The organism is Variovorax sp. V93, from assembly GCF_041154485.1.
Lineage (GTDB): Bacteria > Pseudomonadota > Gammaproteobacteria > Burkholderiales > Burkholderiaceae_C > Variovorax > Variovorax beijingensis_A.
The window spans coordinates 470,746-495,050 of sequence record NZ_AP028669.1 but is presented as its reverse complement, the minus strand read 5'-3'; the positions used below and the strand labels follow the sequence as shown (position 1 = coordinate 495,050).

Here is a 24,305-nt window from a genome sequence, read left to right as displayed (position 1 = left end):
GAACCCTTACTTCTTGACGTCGCGCAGTTCGCGCCGCAGGATCTTTCCGACCGGCGTCTTCGGCAACTCGGTACGAAACTCCACGATTCGCGGCTGCTTGTAACCCGTAAGGTTTGCTCTGCAGTATTCGCGCACCTGGGCTTCGGTCAGCGACTCGTCCTTCTTGACGATCACCAGCTTGACCGCCTCGCCGGTCTTCTCGTCGGCCACGCCGACCGCCGCGCATTCGAGCACGCCCGGAATCTGCGCCACCACGTCCTCGATCTCGTTGGGGTACACGTTGAAGCCCGACACCAGGATCATGTCCTTCTTGCGGTCGACCACCTTGAAGTAGCCACGCTCGTCGACCACGCCGATGTCGCCGCTCTTGAAGTAGCCGTCGGGCGTCATGACCTTGGCGGTCTCGTCGGGGCGCTGCCAGTAGCCGGCCATCACCTGCGGGCCCTTGATCGCGATTTCGCCGGGCTGGCCCGGCGCCACTTCGCGGCCCTCGTCGTCGAGCAGCTTGAGCCAGGTGCTCGGCAGCGGCAGGCCGATGGTGCCGGTGTAGGCCTTGCTGTTGGTCGGGTTGCAGGTGGCCGAGGGCGAGGTCTCGGACAGGCCGTAGCCCTCGCAGATCGGGCAGCCGGTCTTCTCGAGCCAGAGCTTCGCGACCGCCGCCTGCACGGCCATGCCGCCGCCCACCGAGACCTTGAGGTTCTTCCAGTTGACGGTGTTGAAGTCGGGGTGGTTGGCCAGCCCGTTGAACAGCGTGTTGACCGCGGGAAAGCTGTGGATCGTGTGCTTGGAGAGTTCCTTCAGCACGCCCGCGAGGTCGCGCGGATTCGGAATCAGGATCAGCTTGCCGCCCGTGCGCATGTTCAGCATCATGCCCACGGTGAAGGCGAAGATGTGATAGAGCGGCAGCGCGCAGACGCTCGTGGGCTGCTCGCCCGCCGGCACCTGCGCCATCACGGGTTCGTTCCAGGCTTCGGACTGCAGCACGTTCGCAATGACGTTGCGGTGCAGCAGCACCGCGCCCTTGGAGACGCCGGTGGTGCCGCCGGTGTACTGCAGCACGGCCACGTCGTCGGGGCCGATGGCCGGCGCCTTCAGCGTGCGGCTCGCGCCCTGGTCGAGCGCATCGTTGAAGCGCACCGCGCCCGGCAGGCTGTAGTGCGGCACCAGCTTCTTCACGTTGCGCACCACGTAGTTGACGAGCGCGCCCTTGAGGAAGCCGAGCCGGTCGCCCATGGCGGCGAGCACGATGTGCTTGATGGGCGTGGCCGCGATGCACTGCTGCAGCGTGGTGCCGAAGTTCTCCATGATGACGATCGCCTTGGCGCCCGAGTCCTTGAGCTGGTGCTCGAGCTCGCGCGGCGTGTACAGCGGATTCACGTTCACCAGGATCAGGCCGGCGCGCAGGATGGCCGCGACCGCAATCGGGTACTGCGGGCAGTTGGGCATCATGACCGCGACGCGGTCTCCCTTGGCGAGGCCGAGCCCCTGCAGGTAGGCGCCGAAGGCCTTGCTGAGCTTGTCGGTCTCCGCATAGCTCACGTCCTTGCCCATGAAGCTGTAGGCCGTGCGGTCGGCGTACTTGGCAAAGCTCTCCTCCATGAGACCGACCAGCGAGGAATACTGCGAAGCGTCGATGTCGGCGGGCACGCCTTGCGGATAGCTGCTGAGCCAGGGGCGGTCGGTCATGGGTGTGTCTCCTCGGAATCGCGTGTTTTGAAACGACAGCGGCGCACAAGTGGCGCCGCGGTGATGATCTGCCCGCACTGCGCGGGCGCGGACCTTGGGCCTATTCGATGGCCTTGCCCATATCTTCCACTACTTTCTTCGCATCCCCAAAGACCATCATGGTCTTGTCCATGTAGAAGAGCTCATTGTCCAGGCCCGCATAGCCCGCCGCCATGGAGCGCTTGTTCACGATCACCGTCTTGGCCTTGTAGGCCTCCAGGATGGGCATGCCGTAGATCGGGCTGCCCTTCTGCAGCGCCGCCGGATTCACCACGTCGTTGGCGCCCAGGATGATCGCCACGTCGGCCTGGCCGAACTCGCCGTTGATGTCCTCCATCTCGAACACCTGGTCGTAGGGCACCTCGGCCTCGGCCAGGAGCACGTTCATGTGGCCCGGCATGCGCCCGGCCACCGGGTGGATCGCGTACTTGACGGTGATGCCCTTGTGCGTGAGCTTCTCGGCAAGTTCCTTCACCGCATGCTGCGCGCGCGCCACCGCCAGGCCGTAGCCCGGCACGATCACCACCGTCTCGGCATTGCCCAGCACGAAGGCCGCATCGTCGGCGCTGCCGCTCTTGACCGGGCGCTGCTCCTTGGCGCCGCCGGCCGCGCTGACCGCCTCGCCGCCGAAGCCGCCCAGGATCACGTTGAAGAACGAGCGGTTCATGGCCTTGCACATGATGTAGCTCAGGATCGCGCCCGAGCTGCCCACGAGGCTGCCCGCCACGATCAGCATCGCGTTGTTCAGGCTGAAGCCGATGCCCGCGGCCGCCCAGCCCGAGTAGCTGTTGAGCATGGACACCACCACCGGCATGTCGGCCCCGCCGATCGGGATGATGATGAGCACGCCCATCACGAAGGCCAGCGCCAGCATCGCGAAGAAGGCCGGCCAGCTCTCTGTGAACATGAACACCAGACCCAGCCCGATCATGGCCAGGCCGAGCACGAGGTTCAGCATGTGCTGGCCCGCGAACTGCACCGGCGCGCCCTGGAACAGGCGGAACTTGTAGGTGCCCGAGAGCTTGCCGAAGGCGATGACCGAGCCGCTGAAGGTGATGGCGCCGATGGCCGCCCCCAGGAACAGCTCGAGCCGGTTGCCCGCGGGAATGGGCGCGCCCTTGGCGATGCCTTCGAGCATGGCCGCGGGTTCGACCACGGCCGCGACCGCGATGAACACCGCCGCCAGGCCGATCATGCTGTGGAAGAAGGCCACCAGCTCGGGCATCTTGGTCATCTCGACCGTCTTGGCGCGGTAGGCGCCGTAGCCGCCGCCGGCCACCAGCCCGAGCAGCACCCAGGCCAGGCCCGTCAGCTGGCCGCCGGCGATCTTGTAGATCAGCGCACCGGTGGTGACCACCGCGATGGCCATGCCGGCCATGCCGAAGATGTTGCCTCGAATCGAGGTGGTGGGATGGGACAGGCCCTTCAAGGCCTGGATGAAGCAGACGCTGGCAACCAGGTACAGCAGCGTGACGACGTTCATGCTCATTGCGAGGCTCCCGCTTCGGCCTTGGGTGCGGCCTTCTTGTCCTTCTTCTTGAACATCTCGAGCATGCGCCGCGTGACCAGGAAGCCGCCGAAGATGTTCACCGCCGCAAGGGCCACCGCGAGCACGCCCATGGTCTTGCCCAGCGGGGTTTCGGTGAGCGCGGCCGCCAGCATGGCGCCCACGACCACGATGGCCGAGATCGCGTTGGTCACGGCCATCAGCGGCGTGTGCAGCGCGGGCGTGACGGTCCACACCACGTGGTAGCCCACGTAGATGGCCAGCACGAAGATGATCAGGTTGATGACGGTATGGGAAACGGGATCCATGATTTCTTCTCCTCGCGTGACCGCTTATTGCTTCGTGACCTGGCCGTCCTGCGCGACGCGGCAGGCGGCGACGATGTCGTCCTCGAGGTCGATCTTGAGGGCGCCCTCCTTGGTGACGATGAGCTTGAGGAAGTCGAGCACGTTGCGCGCATAGAGCGCCGACGCGTCGGCCGCCACCAGCGCCGGCAGGTTGGTTTCGCCGACGATGGTCACGCCGTGCTTGACCACCGTCTTGTCGGCCTCCGACAAGGGGCAGTTGCCGCCGACGCCGTCCGCGCCCTTGCCGGCCGCGATGTCGACGATCACCGAGCCGGGCTTCATGGCCTTGACCATGTCCTCGGTGATGAGCGTGGGCGCGGCGCGCCCCGGGATGAGCGCGGTGCTGATGACGATGTCGGCCAGCGCCACGCGCTTGGCCACCTCGACCTGCTGGCGCGCGAGCCAGCTCGCGGGCATGGGCCTGGCGTAGCCGCCGACGCCGACCGCGGCTTCCTTCTCTTCGTCGGTGTCGTAGGACACCTCGATGAACTTGCCGCCGAGCGATTCGATCTGCTCCTTCACGCTCGGACGCACGTCGGAGGCCTCGATCACGGCGCCCAGGCGCTTGGCGGTGGCAATGGCCTGCAGGCCGGCCACACCCACGCCCAGGATGACCACGCGCGCGGCCTTCACGGTGCCGGCGGCGGTCATGAGCATCGGGAAGAAGCGCTGGTACTTGTCGGCCGCGATCATCACGGCCTTGTAGCCCGCGATGTTGGCCTGCGACGAGAGCACGTCCATGCTCTGGGCGCGGGTGGTGCGCGGCGCGGCTTCGAGCGCGAAGGCCGTGAGGCCGGCCGTGGCCAGGCGCTGCAGGCCGGCCGCATCGAAGGGGTTGAGCATGCCGATGACCACGGTGCCGGGCTTCATGAGCGCGGTTTCGGCATCGCTGGGCGTGCGCACCTTGAGCACCATGTCGGCCCCGAAGGCGGCGTTCATGTTGACGATCTCGGCACCGGCAGCCTCGTAGGCGGCATCGGTGACGCTGGCCGCAATGCCGGCCCCGGACTGCACGCGCACGGTGTGCCCGGAAGCGGCCAGTTTCTTCACCGTCTCGGGCGTTACGGCCACGCGGGTTTCGCCGGCCATTGTCTCGGCAGGCACGCCTATCAGCATAGAGATCTCCTCAGGGCAAGGGCAATACGGGAACGCGGGCAGAGCTTACAGCAAGATTACGGCCGCGCTGTCGCCAAAATCCACCGCCTGTTCGCCGCTTGATGACCGTAGTCATTGCATGTGTAGCTATATAAATGGTAGCGAAGCAGGCGACCTCGAAGCCGGCACGCCCGTACATCGGTTGTTTCCCCAACACCGCGCTCCCGCACGCGGACGCGCCCGGCTGCCAGGCAGCGGCAGCCGGCAACCCTTGTCGTCAATTGGCACGCATTTGTTTGCAATTGCTATCAACTCCAAGAAAGATACCTTCATTTCGTGCATAAGTTGCACCAAGGCTTTTTTCCGAAGACGCAGATAGATACACTTCTTTCACTCGAAAGCCCGCAGAGGCAAATTTGGCAGGAAGAAGGGGATGGAATGCGTATTGCAGTACTTGATCACGAGCCCGATCAGCTTCAGCTGATCGCCCAGGCGATGTCGGGGCTCGGCCACGAATGTCACTCGTACACCGAAGGGCGCCCTTTGCTCCAGGCGCTGCGCCGGCAAACCTTCGATCTTCTGATCCTCGAATGGAACCCGCCGGACGTGCACGGCATCGAGCTCGTGAAGACCGCCCGCAACGAGCTGCGAAGCCGCGCGCCCATTCTGTTCGTGACCACGACGCGCGACGAGGCCGCCGTGGTCGAAGGGCTCAATGCGGGCGCCGACGATTTCATGATCGCGCCGGTTCGCGCCACCGAGCTCGAGGCCCGGGTCAATGCGCTGCTGCGCCGGTCCTATCCCGCGCAGCACGAGACGGAGCTGGTGTTCGGCCCTTATCACTTCTACCCGCCCGCGCGGGTCCTCAAGGTGAATGGCGCGACCGTCGAGCTGAAGAACCGCGAATACGCGCTCGCGCTGTTCCTGTTCCAGAACCTCGGCCGGCTGCTGTCGCGCGAGCATCTGCACGAGGCGGTGTGGGGCGCCGGCACGGCGGCGCTGTCGCGGTCGCTCGACACCCACGTTTCCCGCCTGCGGACCAAGCTGGGCCTCGGGCCCTCGAGCGGCTTCCTGCTGCTGGCCATCTACGGGCTGGGCTACCGGCTCGAAGTGGTCGACGCCAGCACACACCCGGACAGCCTCGCGCGCTGAGGCCCGCCCGGGAATCTCCGCCCCGATACGGGCTCCAAACGGCTTCGGGCCCTTGCCGTGGGCCGCCCCAAGGAATGAAGCCGATGAAAGTTCTCACGAGGCTGCTGCTGGTCGCCGTACTGTGCTGGGGCGCCTTCGGCACGGCCGCCGCTCAGGATGTGGAAGCCAGCGAGATGGTGCAAGGCGGCATGCAGGCCATCCGGATGATCGACCAGGGCAGGATCGGCGAGCTCTGGGACGGCGCCACGGCCGCCACCCGCAAGCGCATCGCGCGCACCGAGTTCGCCGCCAAGGTTTCCAGCAGCCGCTCGCCGCTGGGGGCGCCGCTGCAGCGCACCTGGGTGGCGGTCAACCGCCGGGCCGTGGCCGACCCTGATGCCGAAACGGCCGGCCAGTATGTCAGCATCGAGTATGAGACCCGTTTCAGCAACAAGCCGGATGGCACCCTGCGCGAACTCGTGAGCTTCCATCTCGATCGCGACCGCATCTGGCGCTTCAGCAGCTACGTGCTGCGTTGAACCAAGAGCCCAAGACCATGACGACCCCGCGCTGGAAACCCAATGTCACCGTGGCCGCCGTGATCGAGCAGGACGGCCGATTCCTGCTGGTGGAAGAGCACACCGCCCAGGGGCTCAGGCTCAATACCCCGGCGGGGCACCTCGATCCGGGCGAATCGCCGATCGAAGGCTGCGCCCGCGAAACCCTCGAGGAGACCGCCCATGCCTTCACGCCCACGGCGCTGGTCGGCATCTACATGGCGCGCTCGAGCCACCGCACGGGCAGCAAGGAAGACGTGACCTACCTGCGCTTTGCCTTTGCCGGTACGCTCGGCGCGCAGGAAGCGGGCCGCGCCCTCGACGAAGGCATCGTGCGCACGGTCTGGATGAGCGCCGACGAAATCCGCGCCAGCGTGCCGCGCCACCGCAGCCCGCTGCTGCTGCAGTGCGTCGAGGACCATCTGGCCGGCAAGCGGTATCCGCTCGACCTGATCCACGTCCACGAATCAGTGCGCTGAAGGCTGCCGCGCGCCGGCCTCAGGCGCTCAGACGATGACCCCGCCGCCAAGGCAGCGCTCGCCGTCGTAGAGCACGACCGACTGCCCCGGCGTGACGGCCCATTGCGGCTCGCCGAAGCGCAGGCTGAAGCTTGCCGCGGCGTCGCCGCCGCCTTCCTCCAGCTCGCAGGCGGCGTCGGCCTGGCGGTAGCGCGCCTTCGACCCGTAGCGGCCCGGTGCGGGCGCCTCGCCCGAGACCCAGCTCGCATCGCCGGCCGCCAGCGCCGAGGACAGCAGCCAGGGATGGTCATGGCCCTGCACCACCCAGAGCGTGTTCTTCTCGACGTCCTTGCGCGCCACGAACCACGGCGAGTGGTCGCCCGAGCCGCGCTGCGCGCCCTTTTCCTTGACGCCGCCGATGCCCAGCCCCTGCCGCTGGCCCAGCGTGTAGAAGCTCAGGCCCTGGTGCTCGCCGAGCCTGCGGCCGCGGTCGTCCCTGATGGGGCCTGATTCCTTGGAGATGTAGCGGTTGAGGAATTCGCGGAACGGCCGCTCGCCGATGAAGCAGATGCCGGTCGAATCCTTCTTCTTCGCGTTGGGCAGGCCGATCTCTTCGGCAATGCGGCGCACCTCGGTCTTGTGCAGCTCGCCCACGGGGAACAGCGTCTTCGACAGCTGCGCCTGGTTCAGCCGGTGCAGGAAGTAGCTCTGGTCCTTGGAGGGATCGAGCCCCTTGAGCAGTTCGTGCCGGCCCGTGGCCTCGTTCAGCCGCACACGCGCGTAGTGGCCGGTCGCGATCTTCTCGGCGCCCAGGCGCATCGCATGGTCGAGGAAGGCCTTGAACTTGATCTCGGCATTGCACAGCACGTCGGGGTTGGGCGTGCGGCCGGCCTTGTATTCGCGCAGGAACTCGGCGAACACGCGGTCCTTGTAGTCGGCCGCGAAGTTGACGTGCTCGATCTCGATGCCCAGCACGTCGGCCACGCTGGCGGCGTCCACGAAGTCGATGTTCGACGAGCAGTATTCGCTGTCGTCGTCGTCTTCCCAGTTCTTCATGAAGATGCCGACCACCTCGTGCCCCTGCTGCCTGAGCAGGTGCGCCGTGACCGCGGAATCGACCCCGCCGCTCAGTCCCACCACGATCCGTTGCTTTGCCATAAGCCCGCCATTGTCCCAGCCCGGCGCGCGGGCGGCCGGCGTGGGGGAAATCAGGCCTGGCTGCGCAAGCCGGCCAAGAGCTCGTAGGAGCGCAGCCGCGCCGCGTGGTCGAACACCTGCGAGGTGATCATCAGCTCGTCGGCGCCCGTGCGGTCGATGAAGGCCTGCACGCCTTCGCGCACCCGGGCGGGCGAGCCCACGGCCGAACACGACAGCACCGAGTCGAGCAGCGCGTTCTCGGCCGGGCCGACCTTCTGCCGGTAGCCCTCGACCGGCGGCGGCAGGCGCCCCGGCCGGCCGCTGCGCAGGTTCACGAAGGCCTGCTGCCACGAGGTGGCGCGGAATTCGGCCTCTTCGTCGGTGTCGGCCACGAACACGTTGAAGCCCAGCATCACATAAGGCTTCTGCAGCTGCGCCGAGGGCTTGAAGGTCTCGCGGTAGATCTGGATCGCCTGCATCAGCTGCTGCGGCGCGAAGTGCGAGGCAAAGGCGTAGGGCAACCCGAGGTGCGCGGCCAGCTGGGCGCCGAAGGTGCTCGAGCCGAGGATCCACACCGGCACCTCGAGTCCCGCGCCCGGCACTGCGCGCACGGGCTGCTGCGGCGCCTTGGACATGAAGTCCATGAGCTCGACCACGTCCTGCGGGAACTGGTCGGCATCGGATTCGAGGTTGCGGCGCAGCGCGCGCGCCGTGCGCTGGTCGGAGCCGGGCGCGCGGCCCAGGCCCAGGTCGATGCGCCCCGGATACAGCGACTCCAGCGTGCCGAACTGCTCGGCGATCACCAGCGGCGAATGGTTGGGCAGCATCACGCCGCCGGCGCCGATGCGGATGGCCGAGGTGCCGGCGCCGATGTAGGCCAGCAGCACCGCCGTGGCCGCGCTCGCGATACCCGGCATGCCGTGGTGCTCCGCCAGCCAGTAGCGCGTGTAGCCCAGCTTTTCGCCGTGCTGTGCGAGCGAAAGCGAGTTGCGGAACGACTGCGCGGCGTCGCTGCCTTCGGTGATGGGGGAAAGGTCGAGGATCGAGAACGGGATCATGGGCCGGATGATGGCGCGATCCGGCGATCCCTGCTCGTGCAAGCCATTGCCCGCTCTGCTAGGGCTGGCCGCGGCCCGGCTACGGGCTTCGCTTGCGCCACTGGCCCAGGTCGGCCTCGATGCGTTCGTTGATGTTGCCGCTCCACTGGGCGCCGAAGCCGGCCGCGCGCAGCAGCTCGACGATGCGCCGGCCGACCGCGACGGTGTTGGCCTCGCGCTGGTCGATCTCGGGAATCATGCCGCCGCTGAACGCCAGGTAGAGGCGGCCGGTGCGCACCGCAGTGTCGAGATCCTGCGCGTGATAGAAGCAGCAGCCGCGAATGCCCGAAGCGAGCCGGCCTGCGGCGCGCCACTGCTCGCGCACGTCGTCGTGGCCGTCGGCCAGCGTGTTGCCGGCGCGGTGCAGCGCAATGATCTTCTCGCTGCGCAGCTGGGCGAACACCGCGTCGAGCCGGTCGTATTCGGTCTGCGCGGGCCACGAAGCCTCGGCGGCGCGCTTGGCGGCGCAGGCGCGCGCCGCCTCGGCCCTGACCCAGGCACGGTCTTCGGCCGTGAGCTCGTCGGGATCGAGGTACTCGTCGGTGATCATCCATTCGATGTCGCCGTCGGGATGGAAGCCGCACCACGCCAGGCCGTGAATGCGTGCGCGCGTGTCTTCGGGGTCGAGCGTGAGGGCCATGCGTGCTCGGCTCAACCTGCCAGGCACGCGAAGGCATCGGCTTCGAAGCGGCCGGCGGCGTCTTTCAGAACCAGGGTGCAGCTCACGTTGTGGGAATCTCGCGGATGGGAGGCCATCGAAGCCGCGCCGGCCAGCCCCGCCGCGGCGGGCACCATCGTACCGGGCTGCGGCCAAAGCTCGATGTCCGCCCGCGAAGGCGGCGGCCGTTTTGTAAGGCGAAAGCATTTGCCTGCGTGGCAAATCAACCACGCCCGGGCCGCGCCTTCGCGTCCGGGGCGGCCAGCACGGCAAAAAGCCGGCCCATGCTTTCGCATGGCCGGCTTTTGGGAGGACTGGCGCTCGCCGAGCGCCGAGGCCGTTTTTTACAGCGGCAGTGCGTCGCCGCGGGCAGCAGCGCGGGCTGCGGCGCGCACCGTGGCGCGGTCCACCGTGCTGGCGACGATCGGGGCCACGCCCGACGAGGCGCCTTCGGCGTACGGATCGGCACTGCGGGCGGCAGCCACGGCTTCGGCACGGACCGCATCGCGGCTGGTCGACGAAACGAACACCTGGGCCGGGCCTGCATTGGCGCCGGTGGCGTACGGGTTGGCGCTGTGCGCGGCAACCACGGCCTGGCCGGCGACGTCGGCGCGGCTGGCGGCCGAGGTCAGCGGATGCACGCCTTCGTAGGTTTCGGCGTGGGCGGCGCCAGCGACGGCCATGAGGGCAACAGCAACGGCGGAGAGGATCTTCGAGGCGGTCATTTTGATTTCCTTCAATTCAGTTCAGTTTTGGCTTTGGATGATTTCGAACCGGTCTTGGGTGGGTCACCGTCCCTCTTCTGGGGGGCGGCCACCTCGCTCGGGGCCCTGTTCACCCAGATCGGCTTGGGGGCCGGTCTGTGAGATGAATTGTGCGCCGTCTTCTACGTAAAAACCCTTAGCAAAAAGAACCACGGCGTTCACGGAAAGGAAACAATCGCATCGCCAAAGCGAAAGACCGGGGCCATGGAGACACCGGCCTTCGCAGATTGGAAAAAACTGCCGCCCTCCAGCGCTGCGGCTAAAGTAGTCGCCCCAAACGGCCCATCCAGCCACACACACAACACAAGGAACATCAGCCATGGGCGCACAGTGGAAAGCAAAGCACAAGGACCTGGCGGCCAATGCCAAGGGCCGCCTGTTCGGAAAACTGGCCAAGGAAATCATGGTGGCCGCGCGCAGCGGCGCCGATCCGGCCTCGAATGCGCGCCTGCGGCTGGTGGTGGAGCAGGCCCGCAAGGTCTCGATGCCCAAGGACACGCTGGACCGCGCCATCAAGAAAGGCGCGGGGCTCACCGGCGAGGCGGTGCATTTCGAGCATGTGATCTACGAAGGCTTTGCGCCGCACCAGGTCCCTGTGATGGTCGAATGCCTGACCGACAACGTGAACCGCACCGCGCCTGAAATGCGCGTGCTGTTCCGCAAGGGCCAGCTCGGCACCTCGGGCTCGGTGTCGTGGGACTTCGACCACGTGGGCATGATCGAGGCCGAGCCCTCGCGTGCCGATGCCGATGCCGAAGTGGCCGCCATCGAAGCGGGCGCGCAGGACTTCGAGGCGGCCGGCGAAGGCGGCGCCACGGTGTTCCTGACCGACCCGACCGATCTCGACCTCGTGAGCCGCGCGCTGCCGGCCCAGGGCTTCACCGTGCTGTCGGCCAAGCTGGGCTACAAGCCAAAGAACCCGGTCGATCCGGCCAGCCTCAGCGCGGAGCACCTCGAAGAGGTCGAAGTGTTCCTCGCGGCCATCGACGCGAACGACGACGTGCAGAACGTGTTCGTGGGCCTGGCGGGCTGAGCCGCTGCCTCTCATCCGATGGAGAGTCCGGTGACCCGCCCCGAGAATGCGGCCCCCCGCACGCTCGCCGGCCAGTGCCTCTGCGGCGCGGTGCGCTACACCGTGGCCGACGCGTTCGCCTATGCGCTGAACTGCCACTGCGCCGACTGCCGGCGCGCGACCGGATCGGCCTTCAAGCCCTTCGCCGGCATCGAGCGGCACAAGCTGGCCATTGCACAAGGCCAGGACGAGCTCCTGGTCTTCGGCAAGGAAGACGCGGGTGACGTGCACTGCCGCCATTGCGGCTCGCTGCTCTACTCGGTGGTGCGCGACGGCCTGTTCGTGCATGTGACCCTGGGCACGCTGGCCGACGAGCCGTCGATCCGCCCGCGCGCGCACATCTTCGTGGGCTCGAAGGCGCCCTGGTTCACGATCACCGACGACCTGCCCCAATACGCGGGCCACGCCGACGCCGATTGAGCCTCGGCCCTGCTACGCCGCCCGTGCGCCGCGCTGGAGCGGCAGCCAGAGCGTGAACAGCGTGCCCCCGGGCCCGGAGCGCCACGACACCTCGCCGCCGACCGCCTGCGCCCGCCGCTGCTGGTTCTGCATGCCGCGGCCGCCGGCGCCGGCCAGGGCCTTCTCGACGTCGAAGCCCTGCCCGTTGTCCTCGATGCTCACCCGCACGCCCGACGCTTCGGGTTCGGTGGCCACCCGGATCTCGGTGGCGCGGGTATGGCGCAGCACGTTGGCAATGCTCTCCTGCACGATGCGCAGAATGTGCAGCGCGCTGGTCGGGTCGAGCCAGTCCAGCGCCGGAAGCTCCTGCACCTGCCATTGCAGGGCCACGCCCGAACTCTCGAGCCGCGGCCCGAGCCGGTAGCGCAGCGTGGCGAGCAGCAGCAGCAGGTCGTCCTCGAGCGGCTCCATCGAATCGATGGTGAGCTTGAGGTCGTCCAGGCAGCTCTGGAGCACCTGCGAGACCTTGTCATCGCTCATGCTGCCGCCCTCCACGGAGCGGATGGCGCTGATCAGCGAGGAGCCCAGTCCGTCGTGCATGTCCTGCATGAGGCGCTGGCGCTCGTCGCTGATGGTCTGCTTCTTCTCGACCTCGCGCAGCCGCCGGTGGCTGAGCTCGAGCTCGGCTTCGCGCGCCGCAAGGCGCTGGGCCAGGCTGGCGTTGACCCGCTCGACCTCGGCAATGGCATTGACGTAGCGCCGGTACAGCAGCACCCCGAACACGCTGAACGTGACGGCATTGGTGTAGGCGCCCAGGTACCAGCCCTCGGGACTCACGAAATTGTTCTGCAGCAGCCAGTCGGACACGCCCAGCAGCACGCACACGCCGATGCCCACGGCCACCAGCCGCCCCTCGCCGGAGCGGCGCCAGGCGCTGATGCCGCCCACCAGCGCCACGGCGACCCCCATCAGCGCCGCGCCCAGGTAGATCAGCGGCGTGACCTGCGGCGTGTTCCTCAGGATCGCCAGGCCCGGCAGCGTCAGCACGCCGGTCAGCACCGTCCACGCCACCACCGCGCCGGTGAACCACCGGAGCGGACGGCCGTGCAGCTGGCGCAGCGCGAAGTGCACCACCGCCACCAGCCAGAACAGCGAGTTGACCGTGAGCCAGGCGAACCAGTCGTTGGCGACCGGGACGCCGACATAGAAATGCAGGCTGCGCAGGAAGGAGGTGGTCGCGAGGTTGAAGAAGAGCAGGTAGCCGGTCTCGTGGCTGCGCCTGAACCACACGAACAGCGCGAACACGCCCACGGCCATGAAGGCCGCGCTGAGCATGGCCGGCAGCTCCTGCTGCAGCCACTGCCGCATGCGGTAGCGGGGCTCCAGCGCTTCGGCGGGCCCGAGCCACAGCGACGAAACCGCCACCTGCGCGCCGCGCGTGTGCTCCATCCGCACCAGGATCTCGTTCAACGGCGCGCCGTCGATCGTCTTGCCCAGCAGCACCCACAGCGGCGTGCGCGTGCTGTTCCACAGCGGGCCCTGCACCTGCGCGCTGTGGACCAGCCGTCCATTGGCATACACCGCAATGGTGCCGTCGGTCTTGATGCGCGCGCCATAGAGCGCGAGCGGCGCCGTCGTGAGGGGCAGATTGCGCGTCGAAAGCCGCAGCCAGGTGATGCGGGTTGCATCCGTCGACGCGCTGCCATCGGCCTGGCGCAGCAAGGCGATGGGCAGCGCCAGCGGCAGCTCGACCGGCTGCCAGGCGGGAGGCAGGGCCTTGCTGTCCGCGGCAAGCGGCAATGCGCGGAAGCCCGGTGCGTCTTCCACCTGCCAGTCGGCCTGCGTCAGATGCAGCGCCGCGTTGGGCTGCGCGGCGCCGGTGGTGCCGAAAAAGGCGGCCATGGCGACCAGCAGTGCGATGGAAACCACGAGCACCCCGTTCGCCCAGAACGAGGCAAGACGGTATCTGGAGAAGTGTTCGAGCAGCCGCCGCGCAGATCCGAGGCTCATCGGCGTGCGGCCTGGCCGCTCCGGTTCAGGAAAAAACAGCCGGGAACAGATGCGTTCCCGGCAAGCCGCGCGGCTGAAGCAGCGATGGAACGGCTTCAGCCACGGTGCTGCGATTCAGCTCAGAACGGAATGTCGTCGTCCATGTCGTCGAAGCCCGACGACGACTTGGCCGGAGCCTGGCGCGGTGCCGGCGCCGGAGCGCGCGGTGCCGCGGCCGGTGCACGGGGGGCGTAGCCGCCGCCACCACCACCGCCGCCTTGCGAGTAGCCGCCGCCCTGCGAATAGCCGCCGTCGTCCTCGGGACCGCCCGAGGGGCCGCCCTGGCCCTGGCGGCTGCCGAGCATCTGCATCTGGTCGGCGCGGATTTCGGTGGTGTATTTTTCGATGCCGTCCTTGTCGGTCCACTTGCGCGTGCGCAGGCTGCCTTCGACGTACACCTGCGAGCCCTTGCGCAGGTACTGGCCGGCAATTTCGGCCAGGCGGCCGTTGAAGACGATGCGGTGCCATTCAGTGGCTTCGCGCATTTCGCCGCTTTGCTTGTCTTTCCAGCGATCGGTGGTGGCCACGGTGACATTTGCGACCTGGTCGCCGCTCGGGAAGGTACGCATTTCGGGGTCGCGCCCCAGGTTGCCGACGACGATGACTTTGTTGACCGATGCCATATGCACTGCCCCTGATAAGTGGATGAAGGAGAAGGTTGAAAGGAACCCTCGATTGTGCCCCAAGGCGGCCGGCCGCAGCCCCGGCCGATGCCAGAATGCGTCTTCGGCATGAACAGAGAACCAGACTTCTTCGAGCATCTGCGCACCGAGCTGCGGGGCGGCCGTGTCTGGCTCGACCGGGCGATCGTGCTCGGCTATGCGATTGCGGCAGGGCTCTTCGTCGTGGGTTTCACATACGCGAGCGACTGGGCCTTCGGCCGCTTCCATCGCCTCTATGCGGCCCACCCCTGGGCGGTGCTGCTGGCGACCCCGCTCGTCACGGCGGGCATCGTGTGGTTCACGCTGCGCTTCTTCCCCGGCGCGGGCGGCTCGGGCATTCCGCAGATCAAGGCGGCGCTGCATCCTGCGCTTCCCGAGGAGCGGCGCTCCGCCTTCGCGTCGCTGCGGCTGACGGTGGCGAAGATCGGGTTGGGCGCCGCGGGCTTCGCGGCCGGCCTGTCGATCGGCCGCGAAGGGCCCTCGGTGCAGGTCGCGGCCGGCGTGATGCAGCACGCGCGGCGCTGGCTCTCGCCCAACACCGCCATCGACGGGCGCGCGCTGCTGGTGGCCGGCGGGGCGGCCGGCATCGCGGCGGCCTTCAATGCGCCGCTGGCAGGCGTGGTTTTCGCCATCGAGGAACTCTCGGGCCGGCTGGAGGCACGCTCGAGCGGACTCATCATCACGGCCATCGTGCTGGCGGGCCTGGTGGCGGTGTCGGCCTTCGGCAATACCAGCTATTTCGGCGTGATCCGCGTGCCCCGGCTCGGCTGGGATGCCCTCGGCCCGGGCCTGCTGGCCACCTTGCTGAGCGGCGCGGCCGGCGGGCTGTTCGCGCGGCTGCTGACCGCTTCGCTGACCGGCGCGCCCGGGCGCCTGAACCGCTGGCGCGCACGTTTTCCGGTGCGCTTCGCGGCCGCCGGCGGATTGGCCGTGGCGCTCATCGGGCTGGCGACGGGTGGCGTCACCTTCGGCGCGGGCTCGGAGGCGGTCAAGCAGATGCTGCAGGGCCATGACGAACTGACGCCGCTCTACACGGTGCTCAAGTTCGTCGCCACCTGGCTCACGGCCTGGTGCGGCGTGCCGGGCGGCATCTTCGCGCCGTCGCTGTCGATCGGTGCGGGCATCGGCGACGCGGTGGCCCGCCTCGCCAGCAGCGACCTGGGCCCGGCGCTCATCGCCATGGGCATGGCGGGCTTCCTGGCCGCAGTGACACAGGCGCCGCTCACCGCCTTCATCATCGTGATGGAAATGGTCGACGGCCATTCGATGGTGCTGAGCCTGATGGCCGCCGCGATGCTGGCCAGCCTGGTCTCCCGGATGATCAGCCGTCCGCTGTACGACACGCTGGCCGAGTACATGGTGGGCCGCGCGATCAGCAGCGGAGGCGGCACCGAAGCGGTGCACCCGGCGCCGGCAGAGACCCCGAAGTCCGAACCGCCGGTTCCCTCTCCCTCGCCATGAAATCGTCGGCGGTCTATCATGTCCGGTTGCCCTCGGACGATCGCCCCCTTGAATTCCAAAGCCATTGAATACGCCGACGACGACGCGCAGCGCGCACGCGACGCGGAACTCGAACGCGACACCTACCTCGGCGCGGTGCTCGCGCAGCAGCGCATCAGCATCCGCGGTGCGCGCACCCACAACCTGAAGAACGTCGACCTCGACATCCCGCGCAACAAGCTGGTGGTGATCACCGGCCTGTCGGGCTCGGGCAAGTCGAGCCTGGCCTTCGACACGCTGTATGCCGAAGGCCAGCGGCGCTACGTGGAAAGCCTCTCGGCCTATGCGCGGCAGTTCCTGCAGCTCATGGACAAGCCCGACGTCGACGTGATCGAGGGCCTGTCGCCCGCCATCAGCATCGAGCAGAAGGCCACCAGCCACAACCCGCGCTCCACCGTGGGCACGGTGACCGAGATCCACGACTACCTGCGCCTGCTCTATGCGCGCGCCGGCACGCCCTACTGCCCCGACCACCACCTGCCGCTGCAGGCGCAGACCGTCTCGCAGATGGTCGATGCCACGCTGGCCATTCCCGACGAGCCGCGGCTGATGATCCTCGCACCGGTGGCAAGAGAGAAGAAAGGCGAATTCCTCGAACTCTTCGCCGAGATGCAGGCCGCGGGCTACGTGCGCTTCCGCGTCGACGGGCAAACCTGCGAATACAACGACCTGCCCAAGCTCAAGAAGACCGAGAAGCACGACATCGACGTGGTGATCGACCGGCTGCGCGCGCGCCCCGACATGCAGCAGCGCCTGGCCGAGAGTTTCGAAGCCGCGCTGCGGCTGGCCGAAGGCCGCGCCATCGCGCTGGAGCTGGGCACCGAGGGGGCGCCCGACAAGGAGCACCTGTTCAACGCCAAGTTCGCCTGCCCGATCTGCCACTACTCGCTGTCGGAGCTGGAGCCGCGCCTCTTTTCGTTCAACTCGCCGGTGGGTGCCTGCCCGAGCTGCGACGGCCTCGGCCACCGCGAGGTGTTCGACCCGGCGCGCGTGGTGGCCTTTCCCTCGCTCTCGCTCGCAAGCGGCGCCATCAAGGGCTGGGACCGCCGCAACGGCTACTACTTCAGCATGATCGAGAGCGTCGCGAAGCACTACAAGTTCGACGTCGACGCGCCCTTCGAATCCTTGCCGGCCTCGGTGCAGCAGGTGCTGCTGCACGGCTCGGCGGCCGAGGAGATCAAGTTCAACTACACCATGGAGTCGGGCAACTTCGCGGGCAAGAAGCTCACGAAGAAGCATCCCTTCGAGGGGATCATCCCGAACATGTCGCGGCGCTACCGCGAGACCGATTCGGTGATGGTGCGCGAAGACCTCGCGCGCTTTCGCAACCTGCAGCCGTGTCCCGACTGCGGCGGCTCGCGGCTGCGGCCCGAGGCGCGCAACGTGTTCCTGGTCGATGAGTCGGCGCGTCCGGCCGATGGCGGCGAGCCTCCGCGCATGGCGATCTTCGAACTGAGCCACCTCACGCTGCGCGATTCGCTCGCCTGGTTCCAGAAGCTCAAGCTGCGCGGCGCCAAGGCCGACATCGCCGACAAGGTGGTGCGCGAGATCGGCCTGCGGCTGAAGTTCCTGAACGACGTGGGCCTCAACTACCTGAGCCTGGACCGCAGCGCCGAGACGCTTTCGGGCGGCGAGGCGCAGCGCATCCGGCTGGCCTCGCAGATCGGTTCGGGCCTGACGGGCGTGATGTACGTGCTCGACGAGCCCAGCATCGGCCTGCACCAGCGCGACAACGACCGGCTCATCGGCACGCTGAAGCACCTGCGCGACATCGGCAACAGCGTGATCGTGGTCGAGCATGACGAGGACATGATCCACGCGGCCGACCACGTGATCGACATGGGCCCGGGCGCGGGCGTGCATGGCGGACGCGTGATGGCGCAGGGCAGTTACGCCCAGGTGGCGGCCAACCCCGATTCGCTGACCGGCCAGTACCTTTCGGGCACGAAGAAGATCGAGGTGCCCAAGCGCCGCACCGCCTGGCTGCCGGTCGTGAAGAAGCCGGCCTTCAACGAAGGCAGGAAGGCCTCGCGCTTTCCGCCCAGCCCTGCGGCCGAGCGGCGCGCCGCGCGCGAAGCGGCGCACCTGGCCTCGCAGACCGACCTGCAGGAAATCCGCGTGGTCGGCGCCACCGGCAACAACCTGAAGAACGTGAGCGTCGCCTTCCCGGTCGGCCTCCTGACCTGCGTGACGGGCGTCTCGGGCTCGGGCAAGTCCACGCTCGTGAACGACACGCTCTACACCGCCGTGGCGCGCACGCTCTACCGCGCGCACGAAGAGCCGGCCGCGCACGAGTCGGTCGAGGGCATCGAGTATTTCGACAAGGTCATCAACGTCGACCAGAGTCCCATCGGCCGCACGCCGCGCAGCAACCCGGCCACCTACACGGGCCTGTTCACGCCGATCCGCGAGCTGATGGCCGAGACCAACACCGCGCGCGAACGCGGCTACGGCCCGGGCCGCTTCAGCTTCAACGTGGCGGGCGGGCGCTGCGAGGCCTGCCAGGGCGACGGCGTGGTGAAGGTCGAGATGCACTTCCTGCCCGACGTGTACGTGCCCTGCGAGGTCTGCCACGGCCAGCGCTACAACCGCGAGACGCTCGAGGTGCTCTACAAGGGCAAGAACATCGCGCAGATCCTCGAGATGACGGTGGAGACCGCGCACGAGTTCCTGAAGGCCGTGCCCACCATCGAGCGCAAGCTGCGCACGCTGCTGGACGTGGGCCTGTCCTACATCCAGCTCGGCCAGTCGGCCACCACGCTGTCGGGCGGCGAGGCGCAGCGCGTGAAGCTCGCGCTGGAGCTCAGCAAGCGCGACACCGGCCGCACGCTCTACATCCTCGACGAGCCGACCACCGGCCTGCACTTCGCCGACATCGAGCTGCTGCTCAAGGTGCTGCACCAGCTGCGCGACGCGGGCAACACCATCGTGGTGATCGAGCACAACCTGGACGTCATCAAGACGGCCGACTGGCTGATCGACATGGGCCCCGAGGGCGGCGCCGGCGGCGGCACGGTGGTGGGCGAGGGCACGCCCGAAGACATCGCGGCCAACGAGGCGAGCCACACGGGGCGCTACCTCAAGCGGCTGCTGTAGCGGCCCTGCCCCGGCACGGATGCGCGGGCCGCGCCACAATCGCGGCCCATGCCTTCCTTCACGCCGCGCCAGTTCGTCCTGCTCGTTCTCCTCACGCTTGCGTGGGGCCTCAACTGGCCCGTGATGAAGCTCGGCGTGGCGGACTATCCGCCGCTGGCCTTCCGCGCGATATCGATCTGGCTCGGCGTACCGGTGCTGGGGCTCGCGCTGGTGTGGATGAAGGTGCCGTTCCGCGTGCCGCGCAGCGCCTGGCCCGAGCTGTTGTGGCTGGGCGCCACCAACATGTTCATCTGGCACGCCTGCATCATCCTGGCGGTGAAGGCGCTGTCGGGCGGGCGCGCTGCCATCCTGGGCTACACGATGCCGGTGTTCTCCGCGGTGATCGGCGCGCTGCTGTTCTCGGCCGTGCTCACGCGGCGCTCATGGCTCGGCGTGGGCGCCTGCGCGATCGGCGTGGGGCTCCTGCTGTGGCACGAGCTCACCGACCTCGCGGGCCGGCCCGGCTACGTTGCGCTCGCACTGGTGGCGGCCGCGACCTGGGCGCTGGGCACGCAGCTGCTGCGCCACTCGCGCATCGGGCTGGCGACGCTCACGCTGTCGTTCTGGATGACGGCCATGACGGCCGTGGTGATGACGGTGCTGTCGCTGCTGTTCGAGCGCGGCCCATGGCGCTGGCCCGGCCCCGTGACCTGGGGCTCGATCGCCTACAACGCGGTGCTGATCTTCGGCTTCGCGCACGCGGCCTGGTTCTACCTGGCACGCGGCCTGCCGCCAGTGGCCTCGACCTTGAGCGTGATGTTCATTCCGGTGCTGGGCGTGTTCAGCGGCGCGGTGTGGCTCGGCGAGGTCGTGCACTGGCAGGACTGGGTGGCGGTAGCGCTGATGATGGTGGCCATCGCCTCGGTGCTCTGGCCCTCGCGCAGCAGCACCGCCAAGGCCTGAAAAAATTCAGGTCGTCGTCTGCACGTGCAGGCGGCTCGTCTTGCAGCGGTGCAGCGCACGGTAGTGCTCCAGCGGCCGGCCGTTGGCGCCGTAGGCGATCGACTCGATGCGCAGCAGCGGCTCGGGCTGCGGCAGGTCGAGCAGCCTGCAGGTTTCGGCGTCGGGCAGCACCGCATCGATCCAGCGCTCGGCGCGCACCAGGCGCAGCCCGTACTGCCGGCGCAGCACGTCGTAGAGCGAGCGGTCTTCCAGCCGCGCGCGGTGCAGGCCGGGCGCCAGGTCCGCCGGCACCGCGGTCTCGACCAGGAGGCGCAGCTCGCCGTCCACGCTGCGCAGGCGCTTGAGGGCCACCACCTGGGTGTCGTCGGCCAGGCCCAGCGATGCAGCCTCGTGCTCGGTGGGTGCGCGCAATTCCTGCGCGAGGATCTGCGTGCGCACCGAGCGGCCCTTGCGCTCCATCTCGTCGGAGAAGCCGAGCACGGTGGAGACGAAATCCTCGTCGCGCTCGCGCGCCGACACGAAGGCGCCGCGGCCCTTGATCTTGTAGATGAGGTTGTTGCGCACGAGGTCGGCCAAGGCCTCGCGCACCACGATGCGCGAGATGCCGAACTGGTCGCCGAGCTCCGCCTCCGAAGGCAGCTTGGCGCCGATGGGCAGCACGCCCTGCAGGATCTGCAAGCGGATGGCGTCGCGGAACTGCGCCCACAGCGGCGATTCGGAATTGCGGTCGAGCACGGTCGACATGTCGTTGGGACTGTTCACTTTTAGGCTGGGCCGAGGACTGAGCTGGCCATCAATGATGCATCGAAAGAAGGCGCCTCGCCGACGGCCTCGGCATGCAGGCGCACGTTGTGCCGCTCGCGCAGCGCGGTGGCGCAGGCGCACAGCTCGTTGTGGGCGTGGGTGGGGTCCCAGCCCAGCGCCTCGGCCGCCACGCCCGCGATCTCGGCGAGCGCGGCATCGGTGACGAGGCCGCGAATGGCCAGCAGCGTGCGGCGAATGACGAGGTCGTCGAGATGCACCACACCAGTCTCCAGGCACAGGTAGGAGAGCTCCGCGGCCGAGTAGTCCGGTGCATGCTGCAGCGGCAGGTCGCCCGAGGCCGCCAGGCGCTGCGCGAGCGGCAGCGCCTTCGAGCCATAGCGGCCGAGCAGGGTCAGTGCACGCATGCGGTCCATGCCGCAGGCGGCCACCATCTTCTCGACGAAGCGCTCGGCCGCCGGCGCATCGGCCGGCAGGTCCGCACCACCGCCGATGGGCAGCAGCTCGGTCGACGCGGTGCGCGAGCGGCCGAGCAGCTGCAGCACTTCGTCGGTGGCCTCCTCGGCCAGCGAGCGGAAGGTGGTCCACTTGCCGCCGACCAGGCCGACGATGGCGATGTCGCGCGTCGCGTTCGGCGGATCCACCACCACCGAATGGTCGCGCGAGATCTGCCCCGGCTTGTCGGCCTCGGAGCGCGCGAGCGGCCGCACGCCGACATAGGTGTAGACCACGTCGCCGCGCCCGAAGGCCATGTTCGGGAAGACCTCGCGCAGCACCTCGATCAGGTAGTCGACCTCGGCCGGCTCGGTGACGATCTGGTCCGGGTCCTCGACCGGGATGTCGGTGGAGCCCACCAGCACCCGGTCGAGGAAGGGATAGACGATGCACACGCGCCCGTCGACCGCCTCGAAGTAGGCCATGCGGCCGTCGAGCGCGTCGCGCAGCGCGGGATGGTCGAGCACGAGGTGCGAGCCCTTGGTGCCCATCACGCGCGGGCCGGCACCGCCGAGCACGGCCGCGCTGCGGTCGAGCCAGGCGCCGGTGGCGTTCACCACCGTGTCGGCGGTCACGCGCACGAGTGCGCCGGTGATCTCGTCGCGCAAGGTGAGGATGTTGCCCGCGCAGCCCATCACGCGGCAGTAGTTGGCGGCCGCGGAGCGCGGCTGGTCGCGGCAGGCATCGGCTATGAGTTCGAGGATGAGCCATTCGGGATGGCTGATCCAGGCATCGAAGAAGGTCGCGGTCCAGCGGATGGCCGCGCGGAACAGGCCGCGGTCGGCCGGCGGCACGCGGCTGATGCGATGCCCCGGCATCACGCGCTGGCGGCGTCCCAAAAGGTCGTAGAGCCGCAGGCCCAGCGCCACGGCCAGCAGGCCGCGCGTGCGCTGCGGCGGCGTGCGGCCGAAGAACTTGAGCGCGCTGCTCATCAGCCCGCCGAAGAAGCTCGCGAGCGGCACCACCGTCTTGAGCGGCCGCACCAGGTGCGGCGCATTGCGCAGCAGCAGGTTGCGCTCGCGCGTGGCTTCGGCCACCAGCGAGAAGCTGCCGTTCTCCAGGTAGCGCAGGCCGCCGTGGATCATGCGCGAAGGCGCACTGCTGGCGCCGGCGCCGAAGTCGCCCTTGTCGACGATCAGGCAGTCGACGCGCTGCAGCGAAAGGTCGCGGAACACGCCCACGCCGTTGATGCCGGCGCCCACGATCACGGTGGAGAAATGGCGGCCTGCCAGCGAGGCCGAGCGCACGAAGGGAAGTTGCCAGGCGCTCATTCGGCACCGCCCGCGAGGTGGGTGAATACAGGTGACATGCTGTCGATCAGTTCGTTGAAACCGGCGTTGAAATCCGCATGGGCGCGGGCCTCGCGCGCATCGGGCTCGATGAGCTCGCAGGGCGCGAGCAGTGGGCTGCCCTGCGACGCGTCGTCCAGGCCCTGCGACATGGCGGCGTAGATCGCGGCGCCGCGTGCGCCGGTCTCGTCGTCGGCGCAACGTTCGACCGGGCGCCCCAGGAAGGCCGCCAGCAGCCGCACGAGGCGGGCATCGCCCGCGCCGCCGCCGAGCACCGTCGTCTGGCTCACCGCGAGGCCGGCCGCGGCCAGGCGCGCCGTGTGCCGCGCATGCAGCGCCGCCACGGCATCGACCACGGCGCGCGCCATGTCGGCGCGCGTGTGATGGCTCTTGAGTCCCACGAAGCCGGCCGTCAGGCTGGCGCCGCCATTGACGAAGGGCAGGAAGCGCAGGCCGCTGGCGCCCAGCGGCACCGTCATGGCCAGGTCGACCACCGCGCGCGCATCGGGCAGCGCGAGCACGCCGGCCAGCCAGGCGATGTTGGCCATCGAAGACGGGCTGTTCTCCATGTAGAGCCGCGCATTGCCGCGGCCGAAGTTCACGATGGCGGCAACGGCGGGCTTGGGCGCCATCACCGGCCCGACGACCGCATTCACGCACCAGGTGCCGAGCACCGATACGGCGCGGCCGCGCCCTTCCGCACGGATCGCGGTCATCGAGGCGAGCAGGTCGATGGCGCCCATCGCCACCGGAATGCCCGCGGGCAGGCCGCACAGCGCGGCTTCGGCGGGCAGGAGCTTTCCGATCATGGTGCCGCTCGGCACGATCGGGCCGAAGGCGCGCGCACCGAGCTCCGCGATGCCCGAGGCCTCGAAAGCCGCGCGCGACCAGCTGCCGGTGGCAAGCGACACCAGGCCGGCGGTGCTCGCATCGCTGGCGTCGGTGGCGATCTGGCCGGTCAGCAGAAAGCCGAGGTAGTCCTTGGCGAACAGCAGGCGGTGCAGTTCGCCGCGCTGCACCGCATCCGCGCCCAGCAGCTCGGCCGCGATCACCGTGGGCTGCCCGGGCCAGGGGCTGCAGCCCACGTCCTCGAACAACTGCGCGCCGCGGCTTGCGGCCAGGGCGCGCGCCCGGGCATCGGCGCGCTGGTCGGTGGAGGCGACGGCGCGTCCACCCACGAGCTGGTTGCCGGCATCGAGCGCGTAGAGGCCGGCGCCGTGGCCGGTGCAGGCCAGGGCACGGACCTCGGCCGCGCGCGGACCGAGCTGGAGGGCGACATCGCGCAGCACGTGGGTCAGCGCGGCGCGGATCGCGGGCGCGCCCACCTCGCAGCCTCCGCCGGGCAGCCGGTCGTGCGGCAGGGACATGCGGGACAAGGCGACGGTGCGGCCGCTCGCGGCTTCGAGGGCCAGCGCCTTCAGGCTGCTCGAGCCCATGTCGACGCCGATCAGTATATTTGGCTTCATGTCATAACAGCTTCGGCGAGTTGAATGCCACTTGCCAGTAGCGTTTCCCCTAGTTATCGCGGCGAACGACCCGCGATTACATTCTACCTGTCATAAC

At 68.6% G+C, this 24,305-nt stretch carries 21 protein-coding genes; 8 read left to right on the top strand and 13 right to left on the bottom strand.

Annotated features, from left to right (window positions below; translation table 11 throughout):
- Positions 1–6: 6 nt before the first annotated feature.
- The 4 genes from ACAM54_RS02225 to ACAM54_RS02210 form a co-directional block, all read right to left on the bottom strand.
- Positions 7–1,686: a long-chain-fatty-acid--CoA ligase gene (locus ACAM54_RS02225; RefSeq protein WP_209500604.1), complete on the bottom strand. Its 1,680-nt coding sequence runs from the start codon at positions 1,684–1,686 to the stop codon at positions 7–9.
- 100 nt (positions 1,687–1,786) lie between these two features.
- A complete protein-coding gene (locus ACAM54_RS02220) occupies positions 1,787–3,214 on the bottom strand; it encodes an NAD(P)(+) transhydrogenase (Re/Si-specific) subunit beta (RefSeq protein ID WP_145742662.1) in 1,428 nt (475 codons plus the stop codon).
- Positions 3,211–3,540: an NAD(P) transhydrogenase subunit alpha gene (locus ACAM54_RS02215; RefSeq protein WP_145742664.1), complete on the bottom strand. Its 330-nt coding sequence runs from the start codon at positions 3,538–3,540 to the stop codon at positions 3,211–3,213. The genes ACAM54_RS02220 and ACAM54_RS02215 overlap by 4 nt, the downstream gene beginning before the upstream one ends.
- A 24-nt stretch (positions 3,541–3,564) precedes the next feature.
- Entirely contained in the window at positions 3,565–4,695 is a 1,131-nt protein-coding gene (locus ACAM54_RS02210; protein WP_369649691.1) for a Re/Si-specific NAD(P)(+) transhydrogenase subunit alpha, read from the bottom strand.
- Positions 4,696–5,112: 417 nt separating this feature from the next.
- Between ACAM54_RS02210 and ACAM54_RS02205 the strand changes: the two genes are divergently transcribed.
- The 3 genes from ACAM54_RS02205 to ACAM54_RS02195 all read left to right on the top strand — a co-directional run bounded on the left by ACAM54_RS02205 (position 5,113) and on the right by ACAM54_RS02195 (position 6,841).
- On the top strand, positions 5,113–5,826 hold the full coding sequence (locus tag ACAM54_RS02205) for a response regulator transcription factor (protein WP_145742668.1): 714 nt from the start codon (positions 5,113–5,115) through the stop codon (positions 5,824–5,826).
- An 83-nt stretch (positions 5,827–5,909) separates the two neighbouring features.
- Entirely contained in the window at positions 5,910–6,344 is a 435-nt protein-coding gene (locus ACAM54_RS02200; RefSeq protein ID WP_369649690.1) for a DUF4019 domain-containing protein, read from the top strand.
- Positions 6,345–6,361: 17 nt separating this feature from the next.
- A complete protein-coding gene (locus ACAM54_RS02195) occupies positions 6,362–6,841 on the top strand; it encodes an NUDIX hydrolase (RefSeq protein WP_145742672.1) in 480 nt (159 codons plus the stop codon).
- Between the two features lie 27 nt (positions 6,842–6,868).
- On the opposite strand, the gene mnmA is transcribed toward ACAM54_RS02195, so the two are convergent.
- The 4 genes from mnmA to ACAM54_RS02175 all read right to left on the bottom strand — a co-directional run bounded on the left by mnmA (position 6,869) and on the right by ACAM54_RS02175 (position 10,437).
- Positions 6,869–7,978 (bottom strand): tRNA 2-thiouridine(34) synthase MnmA, encoded by a 1,110-nt coding sequence (gene mnmA, locus ACAM54_RS02190; RefSeq protein WP_369649689.1) that lies wholly within the window; start codon positions 7,976–7,978, stop codon positions 6,869–6,871.
- Between the two features lie 50 nt (positions 7,979–8,028).
- Positions 8,029–9,015, bottom strand: coding sequence for an LLM class flavin-dependent oxidoreductase (locus ACAM54_RS02185; protein WP_369649688.1), 987 nt, complete (start codon positions 9,013–9,015; stop codon positions 8,029–8,031).
- Positions 9,016–9,094: 79 nt separating this feature from the next.
- Positions 9,095–9,694, bottom strand: coding sequence for a hypothetical protein (locus ACAM54_RS02180; protein ID WP_369649687.1), 600 nt, complete (start codon positions 9,692–9,694; stop codon positions 9,095–9,097).
- 362 nt (positions 9,695–10,056) lie between these two features.
- Positions 10,057–10,437: a helicase SNF2 gene (locus ACAM54_RS02175; RefSeq protein WP_369649686.1), complete on the bottom strand. Its 381-nt coding sequence runs from the start codon at positions 10,435–10,437 to the stop codon at positions 10,057–10,059.
- A gap of 358 nt (positions 10,438–10,795) precedes the next feature.
- Here ACAM54_RS02175 and ACAM54_RS02170 point away from each other — a divergent pair, with 358 nt between their 5' ends.
- Entirely contained in the window at positions 10,796–11,509 is a 714-nt protein-coding gene (locus ACAM54_RS02170; protein WP_369649685.1) for a YebC/PmpR family DNA-binding transcriptional regulator, read from the top strand.
- Positions 11,510–11,527: 18 nt separating this feature from the next.
- Positions 11,528–11,968, top strand: coding sequence for a GFA family protein (locus ACAM54_RS02165; protein WP_369649684.1), 441 nt, complete (start codon positions 11,528–11,530; stop codon positions 11,966–11,968).
- A gap of 12 nt (positions 11,969–11,980) precedes the next feature.
- Here the strand turns inward: ACAM54_RS02165 and ACAM54_RS02160 are convergent, their stop codons facing one another.
- Positions 11,981–13,957 carry a sensor histidine kinase gene (locus tag ACAM54_RS02160; protein ID WP_369649683.1) on the bottom strand — a complete coding sequence of 659 codons (1,977 nt, stop codon included), beginning with the start codon at positions 13,955–13,957 and terminating at the stop codon, positions 11,981–11,983.
- Between the two features lie 119 nt (positions 13,958–14,076).
- On the bottom strand, positions 14,077–14,619 hold the full coding sequence (gene ssb / locus ACAM54_RS02155) for a single-stranded DNA-binding protein (protein WP_145742684.1): 543 nt from the start codon (positions 14,617–14,619) through the stop codon (positions 14,077–14,079).
- A 108-nt stretch (positions 14,620–14,727) separates the two neighbouring features.
- Between ssb and ACAM54_RS02150 the strand changes: the two genes are divergently transcribed.
- Genes ACAM54_RS02150 through ACAM54_RS02140 form a run of 3 tightly spaced genes read left to right on the top strand, consistent with a single transcriptional unit; the run spans position 14,728 to position 20,196 of the window.
- Positions 14,728–16,119, top strand: a complete 1,392-nt coding sequence (locus tag ACAM54_RS02150; RefSeq protein ID WP_369649682.1) for a chloride channel protein — start codon at positions 14,728–14,730, stop codon at positions 16,117–16,119.
- Between the two features lie 18 nt (positions 16,120–16,137).
- A complete protein-coding gene (uvrA, locus tag ACAM54_RS02145; RefSeq protein ID WP_369649681.1) occupies positions 16,138–19,254 on the top strand; it encodes an excinuclease ABC subunit UvrA in 3,117 nt (1,038 codons plus the stop codon).
- 48 nt (positions 19,255–19,302) lie between these two features.
- Positions 19,303–20,196, top strand: a complete 894-nt coding sequence (locus ACAM54_RS02140; RefSeq protein ID WP_369649680.1) for a DMT family transporter — start codon at positions 19,303–19,305, stop codon at positions 20,194–20,196.
- Positions 20,197–20,202: 6 nt separating this feature from the next.
- Here ACAM54_RS02140 and ACAM54_RS02135 read toward each other — a convergent pair whose 3' ends face one another.
- Genes ACAM54_RS02135 through ACAM54_RS02125 form a run of 3 tightly spaced genes read right to left on the bottom strand, consistent with a single transcriptional unit; the run spans position 20,203 to position 24,208 of the window.
- Positions 20,203–20,958 carry a GntR family transcriptional regulator gene (locus ACAM54_RS02135; RefSeq protein ID WP_369649679.1) on the bottom strand — a complete coding sequence of 252 codons (756 nt, stop codon included), beginning with the start codon at positions 20,956–20,958 and terminating at the stop codon, positions 20,203–20,205.
- A gap of 2 nt (positions 20,959–20,960) precedes the next feature.
- The gene (locus tag ACAM54_RS02130) at positions 20,961–22,724 is read right to left on the bottom strand and encodes a glycerol-3-phosphate dehydrogenase/oxidase (protein ID WP_369649678.1); all 1,764 of its coding nucleotides are present in this window, start codon (positions 22,722–22,724) and stop codon (positions 20,961–20,963) included.
- Positions 22,721–24,208 carry an FGGY family carbohydrate kinase gene (locus ACAM54_RS02125; protein WP_369649677.1) on the bottom strand — a complete coding sequence of 496 codons (1,488 nt, stop codon included), beginning with the start codon at positions 24,206–24,208 and terminating at the stop codon, positions 22,721–22,723. The genes ACAM54_RS02130 and ACAM54_RS02125 overlap by 4 nt, the downstream gene beginning before the upstream one ends.
- Positions 24,209–24,305: the final 97 nt, after the last annotated feature.